Below are 15,124 nucleotides of genomic sequence, written 5' to 3' on the forward strand. Positions count from 1 at the left end.
ATGCGTCATCACTTCGCCCGCAATAGGGAGAAGCGCCACCAACCAGCATGATTTTTCAGGGTTAGGGTCATTACCGTCATCGCCATTGTCCTCATTTATCGCTACGTTTGAACTTGTGTACTAGTTAACTGGAACGGGAGGGGGAAGTCAATAACATTTCACACGATTTTTTCGGGGAGATGTCCGGCTGTAGATGGCTGGCCGACAATCCGCATCGGCCAATCGATCACCCGCATAAGCCAACCGATCTTTTTTCCTTTTTAGCGAGGTTGGTGGCATCATGCCGCCTGAAATTCCCTGAACAGAGAGACACCTGACGTGCCAGACGAGTTGCCGGTATCACCGACGTTTCCCCTGTATGATCTGCACAGCCACACCACGGCTTCCGACGGTTTGCTGACGCCAACCGAACTGGTGCAGCGCGCGGTGAGCATGCGCGTCAGCGTGCTGGCGATCACCGATCACGACACCACCGCGGCGCTGGATGAGGCGCAGACCGCTATCCAGCAGCAGGCGCTGCCGCTGCGGTTGATTGCCGGCGTCGAGATTTCCACCGTGTGGGAAAACCATGAGATCCATATCGTCGGGCTGGGGCTGGATTGCCGACATCCGGCGCTGACGTCATTACTGCAGCAGCAGATGCAGTACCGCGCGCAGCGGGCCGGACAGATTGCGCAGCGGCTGGAAAAGGCGCTGATTCCGGATGCGCTGGCGGGGGCGTCCCGGCTGGCGGAAGGCGGCATGATCACCCGCGGGCATTTCGCGCGTTATCTGGTGGAATTAGGGAAAGCGGCCACGGTGGCGCAGGTGTTCAAAAAGTATCTGGCCAAAGGGAAAACCGGTTATGTGCCGCCGCAGTGGTGTACAATACAGCAAGCCGTGGACGCTATCCGCCAGTCGGGCGGGGTCGCGGTGCTGGCGCATCCTGGCCGCTATGACCTGACCGCCAAGTGGCTGAAACGGTTGATCGGGCACTTTGCCGGGTGCGGCGGAGAAGCGATGGAAATAGCCCAGTGTCAACAGGCGCCGGACGAGCGTTCACATTTGGCGCGTTATGCGCAGGACTACCATTTGCTGGGGTCGCAGGGTTCGGATTTTCATCAGCCCTGCGCCTGGATAGAACTGGGACGAAAATTGTGGCTGCCCGCCGGCGTGGAGCCGGTCTGGCAACATCCGGCGTTGGCCGATTAAACCCCGGTAGATATCACGACAGCATTCGTTCAACCCGTTATGGCGGTGTCGCCTGGCGGGGTGTACGTTTTCAGAAGGCAGAGGACGTAGCATGAGTCAGTTTTTCTATATTCATCCGCAGAACCCGCAACCGCGGTTGATCAACCAGACGGTGGAAATTCTGCACAAGGGCGGGGTGATTGTTTATCCCACCGATTCAGGGTACGCGCTAGGGTGCATGCTGGAGGATAAAGCGGCGATGGAGCGCATCTGCCGCATTCGTGATCTGGATCAGAACCATAATTTCACCCTGATGTGCCGCGATCTGTCGGAGTTATCTTCTTACGCCTATGTGGATAACGCCGCGTTCCGGTTGATCAAGAATAATACCCCCGGCAATTACACCTTCATTCTCAAAGCGACCAAGGAAGTGCCGCGTCGCCTGATGAGTGAGAAACGCAAAACCATCGGTATGCGCGTGCCGTCCAATCCGATTGCGCTGGAATTGCTGGCGGCGTTGAATGAGCCGCTAATGTCGACCACGCTGATGCTGCCGGGCAACGATTTCGCCGAGTCCGATCCGGAAGAAATTCAGGAGCAACTGGGCAAACGGGTGGATTTGGTCATTCACGGCGGTTTTCTGGGGCAACAGCCCACTACGGTTATCGATCTGACCGAATCCGTGCCGGTGGTGGTGCGCGAAGGCACCGGCGATGTGACGCCATTTCTGTAACGCTGAAACGCCGTAATGGCGTTTCCCAAAGCCTATGCATGGCCGCTAACATTTGGCATACAAACGGCACGAATCAGGGTATAATCGCGAAAATATGCGTTAACTCTTTATTTTTCATGAGTTAACGCGATTTCTGGTCATCATGACATTCCCCCCGACGCCTGTGAAGGCGACATCAGAGGTTGCTCAATGAGCGAAAAGCTACAGAAAGTGCTGGCGCGTGCAGGGCACGGTTCACGCCGCGAAATTGAAAGTATGATTGAAGCCGGGCGCATTAGCGTTGACGGCAAGATTGCCACGCTGGGGGACCGCGTTGAGGTTACCCGGGCGACCAAAATTCGTATTGACGGACATGTGGTGTCGGTGCGAGAAACCGAAGAAGCCGTGTGCCGTGTGCTGATGTATTACAAACCGGAAGGGGAACTCTGTACCCGCAGCGACCCGGAAGGGCGGCCAACGGTATTTGATCGTCTGCCGCGTATTCAGGGATACCGCTGGGTAGCGGTAGGGCGTCTGGATGTGAATACCTCCGGCCTGTTGCTGTTCACGACTGACGGCGAGCTGGCGAATCGCCTGATGCACCCCAGCCGTGAAGTGGAACGTGAATATGCCGTGCGCGTGTTCGGCGAAGTGGGCGATGACAAAATCCGTCAACTGAGTAAAGGCGTACAGCTGGAAGACGGTCCGGCGGCGTTCCGCTCGATCCGTTATCAGGGGGGCGAAGGGTTGAACCAGTGGTACAACGTGACCCTGACCGAAGGCCGCAACCGCGAAGTGCGTCGTCTGTGGGAAGCGGTCGGCGTGCAGGTTAGCCGGCTGATTCGTGTGCGCTACGGCGACATTCAGTTGCCGAAAGGATTGCCGCGCGGCGGCTGGATGGAGATGAGCCTGACCGACGTCAACTACCTGCGTGAACTGGTGCAACTGACGCCGGAAACGGTCAGCAAATTGCCGGTGGAGCGTGAGCGGCGCCGGGTGAAAGCCAATCAGATCCGCCGTGCGGTGAAACGTCACAGTCAGGTGGGGGGCAGTAACCGCCCGGCTGGCGGCCGCCGTAGCGCGCCGAAGCGCAACGGTTAACCCGTCTGTTTAACGCTGCGTCAGCTGGCGCAGCGTTGTCCTTTTTTATTCCTACCAGTCGAGACCTTGCTGAGCCTGAATGCCGGCATCAAAAGCGTGCTTCACCGGCCGCATTTCCGTCACCGTATCCGCCAGTTCCAGCAGGTCGCGATGGCAGCCCCGGCCGGTAATGATGACGCTCTGGTGCGCCGGGCGCTGGCGTAAGGCGGCGATGACCTCGTCCAGCGGCAAATAGTCGTAGCTGATCATGTAAGTCAACTCGTCGAGCACCACCAGATCGAGCGAGTCATCCGCCAGCATACGCAATCCATGCTGCCAGACACGCCTGGCCGCGTCGGTGTCGGTCTGGCGATTTTGGGTTTCCCAGGTAAAGCCGGTCGCCATTACCTGAAATTCTACCCCGTGTTGTTGCAGCAGATTTTTCTCGCCGTTCGGCCATTCGCCTTTGATGAACTGGATCACCCCGGCTTTCAGACCGTGGCCCACCGCTCGGGTTACGGTGCCGAAGGCCGCAGTGGTCTTGCCTTTGCCGTTGCCGGTAAACACCATCACTATGCCGCGCACGTCAGTGGCGGCGGCGATGCGGGCGTCTACTTTTTCCTTCAGCCGTTGCTGACGTTGCTGATGACGATCATCACTCATGCGTCGGTATCCTTTATCACTCGGCCGGGCCGGGCTTGCGGCCGGGTTGGGCATCGAAACTCATGCCGGTTTTGCGACGGCTGTCATCCCCCATTAAATACAGGTAAAGCGGCATGATGTCGGCCGGGGTTTTGAGTTTATCCGGATCTTCATCGGGAAACGCGGCGGCGCGCATTGACGTGCGGGTACCGCCCGGATTGATGCAGTTGACCCTTAGGTTGCGGTTGCGGTATTCCTCGGCCAGTACCTGCATCATGCCTTCGGTGGCGAATTTGGATACCGAGTAGGCGCCCCAGTTGGCGCGCCCCTGACGGCCGACGCTGGAGCTGGTGAAAATCAGCGACGGACTGGCTGATTTCAGCAATAACGGCAACAGCGCCTGCGTCAGCATAAAGGTCGCGTTAACGTTGACCTGCATCACCTGATGCCAGACGGTGGCGGATTGCTCTTCCATCGGCACGACGTCACCCAGCAGACCGGCATTATGCAATACGCCGTCCAGCCGCGGCAGCGCCTGACCGATCTGCCCGGCGATCTGTATGAAATCATGATGGCTGGCGGTCAGCATATCGCAGGGAATCAGATAACTGTGGACGCCGCATTCCTGCAGGATCTGTTGTTCCACCTCTTGCAGTTTGCTCTCTGTGCGCCCCAGCAACACCAGTCTCGCACCGTGGCGCGCGTAGGTCAGCGCCGCCTCGCGGCCAATGCCGTCACCGGCGCCGGTGACCAGAATGATACGGTGTTGCAGCAGGTCATGCTTGGGTTGGTAATGCAAAACGGTGTCCTCTGGCTGTCATCATCCGGGGATGATGAGGTGTTTCCGAAAAAGCCATAATGGGTGTTTTATGCCTGAAACGATAGGCGTTTTCAATCAGAAGGTCCGGTTTTCTCACAGTTTGTGCGGTAAAAAGCAGCGGAAAGTACAATTTATGTATGAAGATCATCGCCATCGCGTCCGTCATACGTTAGGTTAGAAGCTCGGCGCGCCGCGCTGGAACCGTAATGGTTGTTGAAGAATCAACGTCATATATCACATTGGTCAATGAAGGCGGTATTTGTGGAATTACTTTCTCAGTATGGTTTATTCCTGGCAAAAGTCGTCACCCTTGTCGTCGCCATCGGCGCATTGGTGGTGCTGACAGTCGGTATGACGCAGCGTAAGCGCCATCGAAAGGGCGAACTGCAGGTGATTAATCTGGGCGAACAATACCGCGAAATGCGGCAGGAGATGCAGTCCGCCGCCATGAGCGATACCGCGCGCAGCCTGCTGGAGAAAAAGCAGAAGAAAGAAGAAAAGGAAACCGCCAAACAGGAGAAGAAACGCGCCAAGCGGGGGGAAGAGAAATCCGCTCGTCCGTGTTTGTATGTGCTCGATTTTAACGGCAGCATGGATGCCGGTGAGGTGAGTTCGCTGCGTGAAGAGGTGTCCGCCGTGCTGGCGGTGGCCCGTCCGGAAGATGAAGTGTTGTTGCGGCTGGAAAGCCCTGGCGGCGTGGTGCACGGCTACGGGCTGGCGGCTTCGCAACTGCAGCGTTTTCGTCAGCGCGGTATCCGCCTGACGGTGGCGGTAGACAAGGTAGCGGCCAGCGGCGGCTATATGATGGCGTGCGTGGCGGATCGCATTGTGGCGGCGCCGTTCGCCATTGTCGGGTCGATTGGCGTGGTAGCGCAAATCCCCAACTTCAACCGGCTGCTGAAAAGCAAAGATATCGATGTGGAACTGCATACTGCGGGTCAGTACAAGCGTACCCTGACGCTGTTCGGCGAAAATACCGAAGAAGGTCGGGAGAAGTTTCGCGAGGAATTGAATGAAACGCATCTGCTGTTCAAACAGTTTGTCAGCGAGATGCGCCCGTCGCTGGATATTGAGTCGGTCGCTACCGGCGAGCACTGGTTCGGCACGCAGGCCAGAGCGATGGGGCTGGTGGATGCTATCGGTACCAGCGACGATCTGCTGATCGCGGAAATGGAAAACCATGAAGTGCTGGCAGTGCGCTATACCCGCCGCAAACGCCTGCTGGACCGCCTCACCGGCAGTACCGGCGACGCACTGGAGCGCCTGATGCTGCGCTGGTGGCAGCGGGGCAATAACCCCCAGTTGTAAGTCGCCTTAGCGTTTAACCGCCTGCCTGTCCGCGTCGCTGCCTGTTGAGCAATGTCATCCGCATTATCAGCGGCCGGATAGGTGGGTAAACCCGTTCCCAGATTTAATCGCTACACTCCGTCTCTCCAGACTCTAAACCTGGTTGCTGAACGCCCGTCTCCATCCATAACTATTATTTCCCACCATTCCGTCATTAATGCGCCATTTTTAATTCGTTATTTTTGTCATCGCGCCTATCCATAGTCATACAGGCTGTAGGCTTATTATTTTTTCTGGTTTCTGGCAATAGCGCATTCCATTTGTACCAATGTCCGGGTGATTTCTATTTTAAATCGAGATATACGGTTGGCGAGGTGTGTTTTATTTAGAGTGAACGGCCCAAAAGGGGCCGTTCAGATGGCGTATTACTGAATATAGATCTGTGTGAATAAGGTATTTCTTGGCGCGTTGGTAGAGGTGTCCTGGAATTTGAACTGACCGTTATCAGTCCCGTCCAGATTGTAATAGCGCATCCAGCCAACAACGGTATATCCGGCTGGGCAAGGGAAGGTGTATTGATTGTTGACAATACAAATGGCGTCACTTTGATAATTAGCCGAGCGGGGCAATAAGCCGGCATTCATCCAGGCCGCAGGGTTGCTGCCGTAGCCAATTTCCTGCACCACGACTCTGAGCTGAGCGCCGCCGTGGTCACAGGTGGTTGAGAACTGACCAACAGACGTCATGTATTCCCAGCCGCAGGTTGAGGAACCAACCGCATACACGGCGACCCGTGACAACGCCGGAGCGGGGGCTCGCAAGGCGCCAGAGGTGGAGGCGCGGGACGTGTCTTTGGCCGTAGACAACGGGCTGTTGCTTTCCAGTGCATCGAACGCCGACATACCTAATTCGGTCGGTGGGCCTGCTTCATCGGTATTATTGATGGTTTGCGAATAGCCGGCATGGCTAAAAATAGCTGCGAGTGACAATACCAAAGGCAATCCAAATTGCTTTTTCATAACACTCTCCGTAAATGTTTTTTAATTAATGCCTGGGTGGCATCGGTGGCGAGTATAAATAACGATATTTAGTTTGTAAATAAATCGAAAAATTTGTTTTTAATTGTTTTAACTTCGTCTTTTTGGAATTAATACAATTGAAATGATATTTTTTTAAATCAGGTGAATTATATTTATTAAAAAATAATTTCCAGAGCATTTAAATTATTACTCTGTCTATGCTGACGGCGTTTTCCATTCAGGCATCATGCGCGTTGTCCGGCATCAACCTAATCTTTGCGGGATATGAGGAAAATGGGGGTAGCGCATTCAACGAATCATAATGATCTGAACGCACAATAACGGAAATCACACCGTGATCTCCGCTGTATGCAGCGGAGGAAACGCCGGGAATGGCTCGCATCAGGAGGTATTGCCCGGCGGGATTTCGGTGTTAATCGATTAACTGGTATTTTTCCGACAAAACGTGCGCCAGGTGTTTGAACATATTGAACACCGCCGTGGTCTTGTGCGTCGGCAATCCATCACCGTCGAGAAAGTATTCGCCACGGAACACCAGCACGCCATTCTTCTGTTCTACCGCATTGGCCACCATGCCGTGCAGGTAGTCTTCGTGGTTTTTGATCAGTGTGTTAGCTTCCAGCAGCAGCGCCTCACGGCCAATTGGCGTTTTTTCTTCATTTATGTGTGTAAAACCAGACATGGGATTGTTCTCCTACAAATAACCCTTGTTTTGCTGGCGCTATTGTACCGCCTGAACGGAATTTATCGCAAACTGACTGATTTTTAGTCGCCTGTCTGCCGATAAACACGAGAGTAACGATTGGCGAAAACGGGTTTTACATGCTAATTAGGTTGCGTGGTGTTATTTATCAGGTAGAGTGTGGGATTTTGCATCGTCAAGCGGAATAATTGCTTTGCGCCGGGACGGAACCGGCTACCGCAAAGGGCGGTGCAGTAAACGAATAATCCTGGATGATCATAGGGTTGCGACGCGGTGAATGCGTGCGGCGCGCCGTCGACGCACCAACAGAACGATTTTCCCGCAACCATGATGGTTCAGGCTACGCCGGCTGGAAAGCCAGAGCGAATAACTGAGAAAATTTCTTCTTTTTTCAAAGAATTCAGTAGGTAACAATATATTATGGGTAAAGCTCTCGTTATCGTCGAGTCCCCGGCAAAAGCCAAAACGATTAATAAGTACCTTGGCAATGATTACGTGGTGAAATCCAGCGTGGGGCATGTACGCGACTTGCCGACCAGCGGCTCCGGTTCGGCGAGCAAGAAAAGCGCTGAGGCCAACGGGGAGAAAGCCAAAAAAGCCGTCAAGAAAGATGAAAAAACCGCGCTGGTCAACCGCATGGGGGTGGATCCCTATCAAGGCTGGCAGGCCCAGTATGAGATTCTGCCCGGCAAGGAAAAAGTCGTATCGGAACTGAAAACGCTGGCGCAGAACGCCGAGCACGTCTATCTCGCAACCGACCTTGACCGCGAAGGGGAAGCCATTGCCTGGCACCTGCGGGAAATCATCGGCGGCGACGACAAGCGTTTCAGCCGCGTGGTGTTCAACGAGATCACCAAAAACGCCATTCGTCAGGCGTTCGACAATCCGGGCGAACTGAATATTAACCGTGTCAACGCCCAGCAGGCCCGCCGTTTCATGGACCGCGTGGTGGGGTATATGGTGTCGCCGCTGCTGTGGAAAAAGATTGCCCGTGGGCTGTCCGCCGGTCGCGTACAGTCAGTAGCGGTACGTCTGGTGGTGGAGCGCGAGCGCGAAATCAAAGCATTTGTGCCGGAAGAATACTGGGAATTGCACGCCGATTTGCTGGCGAACCCGGAAATCGCGCTGCAGATGCAGGTAACACACCACAACGGCAAACCGTTCCGCCCGGTAAATCAGGCGCAGACGCAAGCGGCGGTCAGCCTGCTGGAAAAAGCCAGCTATGTGGTGGCTGAACGGGAAGATAAACCGACCAGCAGCAAGCCGGGCGCGCCGTTCATTACCTCTACGCTGCAGCAGGCCGCCAGCACCCGTCTGGGCTTCGGCGTGAAAAAGACTATGATGATGGCGCAGCGGTTGTATGAAGCCGGCCATATCACTTACATGCGTACCGATTCAACCAACCTGAGTCAGGATGCGCTGGCGATGGCGCGTGATTATATCCATGACGAATTTGGCAAACGCTATCTGCCGGAAGCGCCCAACCTTTATACCAGCAAGGAAAACTCGCAGGAAGCGCACGAAGCCATTCGTCCTTCCGATGTGAAGGTGCTGGCCGACCAGCTTAAAGACATGGAAGCGGATGCGCAAAAACTGTATCAGCTGATTTGGCGGCAGTTTGTGGCCTGTCAGATGATGCCGGCCCAATATGACTCCACCACGTTGGTGGTCAGCGCCGGCGACTATCAGCTGCGTGCCAAAGGGCGCACTCTGCGCTTCGACGGCTGGACCAAGGTGATGCCGGCGCTGCGCAAGAGCGACGAAGACCGCACGTTGCCGGCCGTCGACGTGGGGCAATCCCTGTCGCTGGAAAAACTGTTGCCAAGCCAGCACTTTACCAAACCGCCGGCGCGTTACAGCGAAGCATCGCTGGTCAAGGAGCTGGAAAAACGCGGTATCGGTCGTCCTTCTACCTATGCCGCCATCATCTCCACCATTCAGGATCGTGGTTATGTGCGGGTGGAAAACCGTCGTTTCTACGCCGAGAAAATGGGGGAGATCGTGACCGATCGGCTGGAGGATAACTTCCGTGAGCTGATGAACTACGATTTCACCGCCCGTATGGAAAATAGCCTCGACCTGGTGGCGAACAGCCAGGCCGAGTGGAAAGCGGTGCTGGATGAATTCTTCGCCGAATTCAGTAAACAGCTGGAAACCGCCGAGCTGGAGCCGGACGAAGGCGGCATGAAGCCGAACCAGATGGTGCTGACCAGCATTGATTGCCCGACCTGCGGCCGCAAAATGGGGATCCGTACCGCCAGCACCGGGGTATTCCTCGGCTGCTCCGGTTACGCGTTGCCCCCCAAAGAGCGCTGCAAAACCACCATCAACCTGATTCCGGAAGCGGAAGTGTTGAATATTCTGGAAGGTGATGAGGCGGAAACCAATGCGCTGCGCGCCCGCCGTCGTTGCTCGAAATGCGGCACGGCGATGGACAGCTACCTGATCGACAATCAGCGCAAACTGCATGTGTGCGGCAACAACCCGTCCTGCGATGGTTATGAGATCGAACAGGGCGAGTTCCGCCTCAAAGGCTATGACGGCCCGGTGGTGGAATGTGAGAAGTGCGGTTCGGAAATGCACCTGAAAATGGGGCGTTTCGGCAAATATATGGCCTGTACCAGCGAAAGCTGCGGCAACACCCGCAAAATTCTGCGTAACGGGGAAGTGGCGCCGCCGAAAGAAGATCCGGTGCCGTTGCCGGAGTTGCCATGCGAGAAATCTGACGCCTATTTTGTGCTGCGCGATGGCGCCGCCGGTGTGTTCCTGGCGGCCAATACCTTCCCGAAATCGCGTGAAACCCGCGCGCCGTTGGTGGAAGAACTGGTTCGTTTCCGCGATCGCTTGCCAGAGAAATTACGGTATCTGGCCGAGGCGCCGGTGGCCGACCCGGAAGGCAACAAAACGCTGGTGCGGTTCAGCCGCAAAACCAAACAGCAGTATGTTTCCTCTGAAAAAGAGGGCAAAGCTACCGGATGGTCGGCATTTTATGTGGACGGCAAATGGGTGGAAAGCAGCCGCTAATTACGCCGATAATTGACTAAAACCGCATTTTTTCCATCTGTTTGCGGTTACATTACGTTAAGCCAGCCTGCATAGGCTGGCTTTTTTGATCCATCAACCATGAATATCATCCGCCGGCAGCCGATAACAAAAAAGGAAATAAAAACCCGTTTTCCAGTACCAGTACTGTCTAAGTAATACAGAAAGTGGTTATATAAAATATTTTTTTTATGATTAAATGGCATTTAAGTGGCGAGAATCTATACCGTTGCATTGAGCTGTCGCCCCCTTGTCAACGCAGATAACGTCAACAATACAGATGCCGCCGCGCATGACATATTACGGAATGGGATAACTTATGAAACTGCAACAGCTTCGTTATATCGTTGAAGTTGTTAATCACAATCTGAACGTTTCCTCGACTGCCGAGGGGTTATACACCTCCCAGCCGGGTATCAGTAAACAGGTTCGGATGCTTGAAGATGAACTGGGTATTCAGATCTTTGCACGCAGCGGAAAACATTTGACCCAGGTGACGCCCGCCGGGCAGGAAATCATTCGTATCGCCCGTGAGGTGCTGTCCAAGGTCGATGCCATCAAGGCGGTGGCAGGCGAGCACACTTATCCAGACAAAGGCTCGCTGTACGTCGCTACCACGCATACTCAGGCGCGTTACGCGTTGCCTGAGGTGATCAAAGGATTTATCGAGCGTTATCCGCGCGTTTCGCTGCATATGCATCAAGGTTCGCCGATGCAGATTGCCGAAGCCGTGGCGAAAGGCTCAGCGGATTTCGCCATCGCCACCGAGGCACTGCATTTGTATGAAGACCTGATCATGCTGCCGTGCTACCACTGGAACCGCGCCGTGGTAGTGAAGCCGGATCATCCGCTGGCGGGTAAAACCGATATCAGCATTGAGGAGCTGGCGGCCTACCCGATCGTCACCTATACCTTCGGTTTTACCGGCCGTTCCGAGCTGGATACCGCGTTCAACCGGGCCGGACTGACGCCGCGCATCGTGTTTACCGCGACCGATGCCGATGTGATCAAAACCTACGTCCGTCTGGGGCTGGGCGTCGGCGTCATCGCCAACATGGCGGTGGACCCGGCCAGCGATCCGGATCTGGTGGCTATCAACGCCGATAACCTGTTCAGCTATAGCACCACCAAAATCGGTTTTCGTCGCAGCACGTTCCTGCGTAGCTACATGTACGATTTTATTCATCGTTTTGCGCCGCACCTGACGCGTGATGTGGTGGATACGGCGATTGCGCTGCGTTCGAATGAAGAAATCGAAGCCATGTTCAAGGACGTTACACTGCCGGTGAAATAATCAATCCATTTTACTGTGCGGCATGATGCAACAAGGGCAGGTGAAAACCTGCCCTTGTCATTACGGAATAACATTACGTGGTAAAAAGAGACGTCGGTCAGATATCGACCTTTTCCTTATATTCGCACAAGTCCTCTATCAGGCAGGCGCCGCAGCGCGGCTTGCGGGCGACGCAGGTATAACGACCGTGCAGAATCAGCCAGTGGTGACAGTCGACCTTGAATTCCGCCGGGACGTATTTCAGCAATTTTTCTTCCACCTGTTCGACGGTTTTACCCGGTGCAAAGTGGGTACGATTGCAGACGCGGAAGATATGGGTATCCACCGCGATGGTTGGCCAGCCAAAGGCGGTGTTCAGCACTACGTTGGCGGTTTTACGCCCGACGCCGGGCAGGGCTTCCAGCGCGTCGCGATCTTCCGGCACCTGGCCCTGATGTTTATCCAGCAAAAGGCGGCAGGTTTTGATGATGTTTTCAGCCTTGCTGTTGAACAGCCCGATGGTCTTGATATATGACTTCACGCCGTCCACGCCTAAATCCAGCATCGCCTGCGGCGTATTCGCTATCGGATAGAGCTTTTCCGTGGCTTTGTTAACGCTGACGTCGGTGGCCTGCGCGGACAGCAGCACCGAAATGAGCAGTTCAAACGGTGAGTTGAATTTCAGTTCGGTGGTGGGATGCGGGTTGTTTTCCCGCAGGCGGCTAAGAATGGCAATCCGTTTCTCTTTGTTCATATTATTCCGTCAGCGTAGATGAGCTAAGAGGCGACAGCCGCACCGTACGGGCACGGCGCTGTTTGCGTTTTTCATCGATAATATATTTGGCCGCCAGCATCATTCCCAGCCCGATAAAAGCGCCGGGCGGCAGAATCATCAGCAGGAACGGCGAGTCCATATGCACGACCTCGACCCGTAACACCCGTGCCCAACTGCCCAGCAGCAGGTCGGCGCCGTCAAACAGCGTGCCATTGCCGAGGATCTCTCGTATCGCGCCCAGCACAAACAGCGCGCTGGTGGCGCCCAGCCCCATGAACAGGCCGTCCAATGCCGACAGCATCACTGTATTTTTCGACGCGAAGGCTTCCGCGCGCCCAATCACGATACAGTTGGTGACGATCAGCGGGATAAAAATCCCCAGCGATTGATACAGACCGTAGGCGTAAGCGTTGATCAGCATCTGCACGATGGTGACCACCGAGGCAATCAGCAAGACGTAAATCGGAATGCGGATTTCATCCGGCACCCAGCGGCGCAGCGCGGAAACGGCAATATTGGTGCATGTCAGCACCAGCGTGGTGGCGAGCCCCAGTCCGAGCGCATTGGTGGCGGTGGAGGTCACCGCCAGCAGCGGGCACAGCCCCAGCAGTTGCACCAGTGCAGAGTTGTTTTTCCACAATCCCTGCAGGGCCAGTTCTTTGGTCTGGTTCATGGTTTATCTCCACATGGCGTCAGGGTGGACAGTCGCGGCGGTAAGGTTTGTAAAAACAGGGCGCCGCGTTTCACCGCATTGACCACCGCGCGCGGGGTAATGGTGGCGCCGGTAAACTGATCAAACTGGCCGCCGTCTTTTTTCACCGCCCAGCGACTATCCTGTGAATCTGCAACGGCCTGGCCGGTAAAACGCGTTATCCAGTCGGAAATACGGATATCGATCTTGTCGCCCAGTCCCGGCGTTTCATGATGTTCGGTGACCCGCGTGCCCAGCACGGTACCATGAAAGTCTGCGCCAATCAGCAGATGGATCGCGCCGGAATAACCGTCAGGCGCGGTGCTTTCCAGCGCAGCGGCGACCAGCGCGCCGTCGTGGCGAGCGATGTAGACACGATGCGGCGAAGCGGAACCCAGCGCCGGGTCGCTTACCAGATAGCACTCGCCGAGCAGATCGTTGTTATAGCGATCGACAGGGATCACCTGGTCCAGCAGCGCGCGCTGCTGTGCGACGACCTGCTGCGAAATGGTTTTTTCGGTCAGGGAATTAACCAGTGCGGTCAACCCGGTGGTAAAGGCGGCAAACAGAGCCAGCGTGGTGGCGTGGCGGCGCATGGTGGTCAGCAGCATAATCCGTCCTTAGCGATGGCCGTAAGCGCGCGGTTTAGTGAAATAGTCGATCAACGGCACGGTAATGTTGGCCAACAGCACGGCGAAAGCCACGCCATCAGGGTAACCGCCGTAGGTGCGGATGGTCCATACCAGCACGCCGATCAACGCGCCGAAAACCAGGCGGCCTCTGGGCGTGGTGGAGGCGGTAACCGGGTCGGTGGCGATAAAGAACGCTCCCAGCATGGTCGCGCCGGAAAACAGGTGCAGCAGCGGCGGGGCACTGACGTCCGGATGCAGGTACCAACCCGCCAGCGCGCATACGGACAACGCGAGCAGGAAACTGAACGGAATCTGCCAGTGGATGACCCGCAGCAACAGCATAAACAGGCCGCCGGCCAGAAAAGCCAGATTAATCCATTGCCAGCCCAGCCCGGCCAGTTCGCCGCCAAATAACGGCTGATGCAGCAACACTTCGGGTTGATGACCGCTGCGCAGGCCGGTTTTGAACGCGTCCAGCGGCGTGGCCTGACTAACGCCATCCACCCCCTGAATCAACTGCTGGATAGTCTGACCCGCCGTTCCGTGACCGGTGAAGATCGCGGTCAGCGCATCCATGAACCCGACCGGCGACGCTTGCAACCCGTCCGGCGGCAACCAACTGGTCATCTGCACCGGGAAGGAAATCAGCAGCACCACATAGCCGATCATCGCCGGATTGAACGGGTTTTGCCCCAGCCCGCCGTACAGCTGCTTGGCGATAATAATGGCGAAGAGGGTGCCCAACACCACCATCCACCAGGGCGTAAACGGCGGCAGACTGATAGCCAGCAGAACTGCCGTCAACAGCGCGGAACTGTCCTGCAGCGTTTCCAGCACCGGACGTTTTCGTAATGACAATATCGCCGCTTCGGTAAAGAGCGCGGTAATACTGGCCAGCGCCAGCTGGATCAGGTTGCCGTAACCGAAAAACCAGGCTTGCGCCGCGATGCCGGGCACGCAGGCGGCCAGAACCCAGCGCATAATATTGCGGGTGGACTGGCGGTTATGGGTAAACGGTGAGGGTGCGATTCTGAAAGCCATTTAATCCTCTTGCGACGCCTGCGATGCGGCGGCCTTGCGTGCTTTAACCCGGGCGATGGCGGCTGCGACGGCGGCTTTGCGCGGGTCGGTAATCTCGGTTGGGGCGGCGTCAGCCGATATGGCTGAGGGCGCACTTTCCAGCGCTTTCGCCGCAGTCGATACCTGTGCATTGGGTGACAATGTCACGTCTTCTGCGATATCAGACTGCGCCGCCTT

Annotated in this window: 14 protein-coding genes, 1 pseudogene and 1 other annotated feature (1 of these 16 running past the window's edge); of the genes and pseudogenes, 6 read left to right on the plus strand and 9 right to left on the minus strand. The window is 55.9% G+C overall.

The window, feature by feature from the left end; translation table 11 throughout:
• Positions 1–47, minus strand: a sequence feature (Trp leader region) (it extends 54 nt beyond the left edge of the window).
• 271 nt (positions 48–318) lie between these two features.
• The 3 genes from DXX3274_RS10940 to rluB all read left to right on the plus strand — a co-directional run bounded on the left by DXX3274_RS10940 (position 319) and on the right by rluB (position 2,983).
• On the plus strand, positions 319–1,191 hold the full coding sequence (locus tag DXX3274_RS10940; RefSeq protein ID WP_042859800.1) for a PHP domain-containing protein: 873 nt from the start codon (positions 319–321) through the stop codon (positions 1,189–1,191).
• Positions 1,192–1,282: 91 nt separating this feature from the next.
• Positions 1,283–1,903, plus strand: a complete 621-nt coding sequence (locus DXX3274_RS10945; RefSeq protein WP_042859801.1) for an L-threonylcarbamoyladenylate synthase — start codon at positions 1,283–1,285, stop codon at positions 1,901–1,903.
• A 189-nt stretch (positions 1,904–2,092) separates the two neighbouring features.
• On the plus strand, positions 2,093–2,983 hold the full coding sequence (rluB, locus tag DXX3274_RS10950) for a 23S rRNA pseudouridine(2605) synthase RluB (protein ID WP_042859802.1): 891 nt from the start codon (positions 2,093–2,095) through the stop codon (positions 2,981–2,983).
• Positions 2,984–3,034: 51 nt separating this feature from the next.
• Here rluB and cobO read toward each other — a convergent pair whose 3' ends face one another.
• Both cobO and DXX3274_RS10960 read right to left on the minus strand, forming a co-directional pair.
• Positions 3,035–3,625, minus strand: coding sequence for a cob(I)yrinic acid a,c-diamide adenosyltransferase (gene cobO / locus DXX3274_RS10955; protein WP_042859803.1), 591 nt, complete (start codon positions 3,623–3,625; stop codon positions 3,035–3,037).
• A 16-nt stretch (positions 3,626–3,641) separates the two neighbouring features.
• A complete protein-coding gene (locus DXX3274_RS10960; RefSeq protein WP_042859804.1) occupies positions 3,642–4,403 on the minus strand; it encodes a YciK family oxidoreductase in 762 nt (253 codons plus the stop codon).
• Positions 4,404–4,685: 282 nt separating this feature from the next.
• Here DXX3274_RS10960 and sohB point away from each other — a divergent pair, with 282 nt between their 5' ends.
• Complete coding sequence (gene sohB, locus DXX3274_RS10965) at positions 4,686–5,732, plus strand: protease SohB (RefSeq protein WP_042862047.1); 1,047 nt, start codon at positions 4,686–4,688, stop codon at positions 5,730–5,732.
• Between the two features lie 404 nt (positions 5,733–6,136).
• On the opposite strand, the gene DXX3274_RS10970 is transcribed toward sohB, so the two are convergent.
• Together DXX3274_RS10970 and DXX3274_RS10975 are read right to left on the minus strand one after the other, a co-directional pair.
• The gene (locus DXX3274_RS10970; protein WP_042859805.1) at positions 6,137–6,730 is read right to left on the minus strand and encodes a YolA family protein; all 594 of its coding nucleotides are present in this window, start codon (positions 6,728–6,730) and stop codon (positions 6,137–6,139) included.
• Between the two features lie 433 nt (positions 6,731–7,163).
• The gene (locus tag DXX3274_RS10975; RefSeq protein WP_042859806.1) at positions 7,164–7,433 is read right to left on the minus strand and encodes a YciN family protein; all 270 of its coding nucleotides are present in this window, start codon (positions 7,431–7,433) and stop codon (positions 7,164–7,166) included.
• Positions 7,434–7,874: 441 nt separating this feature from the next.
• On the opposite strand from DXX3274_RS10975, the gene topA reads away from it, so the two are divergent.
• Both topA and cysB read left to right on the plus strand, forming a co-directional pair.
• Positions 7,875–10,478: a type I DNA topoisomerase gene (topA, locus tag DXX3274_RS10980; RefSeq protein WP_042859807.1), complete on the plus strand. Its 2,604-nt coding sequence runs from the start codon at positions 7,875–7,877 to the stop codon at positions 10,476–10,478.
• Between the two features lie 337 nt (positions 10,479–10,815).
• Complete coding sequence (gene cysB / locus DXX3274_RS10985) at positions 10,816–11,790, plus strand: HTH-type transcriptional regulator CysB (protein WP_042859808.1); 975 nt, start codon at positions 10,816–10,818, stop codon at positions 11,788–11,790.
• Between the two features lie 97 nt (positions 11,791–11,887).
• On the opposite strand, the gene nth is transcribed toward cysB, so the two are convergent.
• The 5 genes and pseudogenes from nth to DXX3274_RS11010 all read right to left on the minus strand — a co-directional run.
• Positions 11,888–12,523, minus strand: a complete 636-nt coding sequence (nth, locus tag DXX3274_RS10990; RefSeq protein ID WP_042859809.1) for an endonuclease III — start codon at positions 12,521–12,523, stop codon at positions 11,888–11,890.
• A 1-nt stretch (position 12,524) separates the two neighbouring features.
• The gene (locus DXX3274_RS10995; protein ID WP_038919027.1) at positions 12,525–13,217 is read right to left on the minus strand and encodes an electron transport complex subunit E; all 693 of its coding nucleotides are present in this window, start codon (positions 13,215–13,217) and stop codon (positions 12,525–12,527) included.
• Positions 13,214–13,846: an electron transport complex subunit RsxG gene (rsxG, locus tag DXX3274_RS11000; RefSeq protein WP_084478755.1), complete on the minus strand. Its 633-nt coding sequence runs from the start codon at positions 13,844–13,846 to the stop codon at positions 13,214–13,216. The genes DXX3274_RS10995 and rsxG overlap by 4 nt, the downstream gene beginning before the upstream one ends.
• Before the next feature lie 9 nt (positions 13,847–13,855).
• Complete coding sequence (gene rsxD, locus DXX3274_RS11005; RefSeq protein ID WP_042859810.1) at positions 13,856–14,908, minus strand: electron transport complex subunit RsxD; 1,053 nt, start codon at positions 14,906–14,908, stop codon at positions 13,856–13,858.
• Positions 14,909–15,124, minus strand: a pseudogene (locus DXX3274_RS11010) (electron transport complex subunit RsxC); the annotation flags it as partial.

This window comes from Dickeya sp. NCPPB 3274, assembly GCF_000406205.1.
Classification (GTDB): Bacteria; Pseudomonadota; Gammaproteobacteria; order Enterobacterales; family Enterobacteriaceae; genus Dickeya; species Dickeya fangzhongdai.

Coding starts and splice junctions, on each gene's coding strand:
- topA (WP_042859807.1), top strand. CDS start 7,875: ATGGGTAAAGCTCTCGTTATCGTCGAGTCCCCGGCAAAAGCCAAAACG.
- rsxG (WP_084478755.1), bottom strand. CDS start 13,846: ATGCTGCTGACCACCATGCGCCGCCACGCCACCACGCTGGCTCTGTTT.
- DXX3274_RS10995 (WP_038919027.1), bottom strand. CDS start 13,217: ATGAACCAGACCAAAGAACTGGCCCTGCAGGGATTGTGGAAAAACAAC.
- DXX3274_RS10975 (WP_042859806.1), bottom strand. CDS start 7,433: ATGTCTGGTTTTACACACATAAATGAAGAAAAAACGCCAATTGGCCGT.
- DXX3274_RS10970 (WP_042859805.1), bottom strand. CDS start 6,730: ATGAAAAAGCAATTTGGATTGCCTTTGGTATTGTCACTCGCAGCTATT.
- cysB (WP_042859808.1), top strand. CDS start 10,816: ATGAAACTGCAACAGCTTCGTTATATCGTTGAAGTTGTTAATCACAAT.
- cobO (WP_042859803.1), bottom strand. CDS start 3,625: ATGAGTGATGATCGTCATCAGCAACGTCAGCAACGGCTGAAGGAAAAA.
- DXX3274_RS10945 (WP_042859801.1), top strand. CDS start 1,283: ATGAGTCAGTTTTTCTATATTCATCCGCAGAACCCGCAACCGCGGTTG.
- rluB (WP_042859802.1), top strand. CDS start 2,093: ATGAGCGAAAAGCTACAGAAAGTGCTGGCGCGTGCAGGGCACGGTTCA.
- nth (WP_042859809.1), bottom strand. CDS start 12,523: ATGAACAAAGAGAAACGGATTGCCATTCTTAGCCGCCTGCGGGAAAAC.
- rsxD (WP_042859810.1), bottom strand. CDS start 14,908: ATGGCTTTCAGAATCGCACCCTCACCGTTTACCCATAACCGCCAGTCC.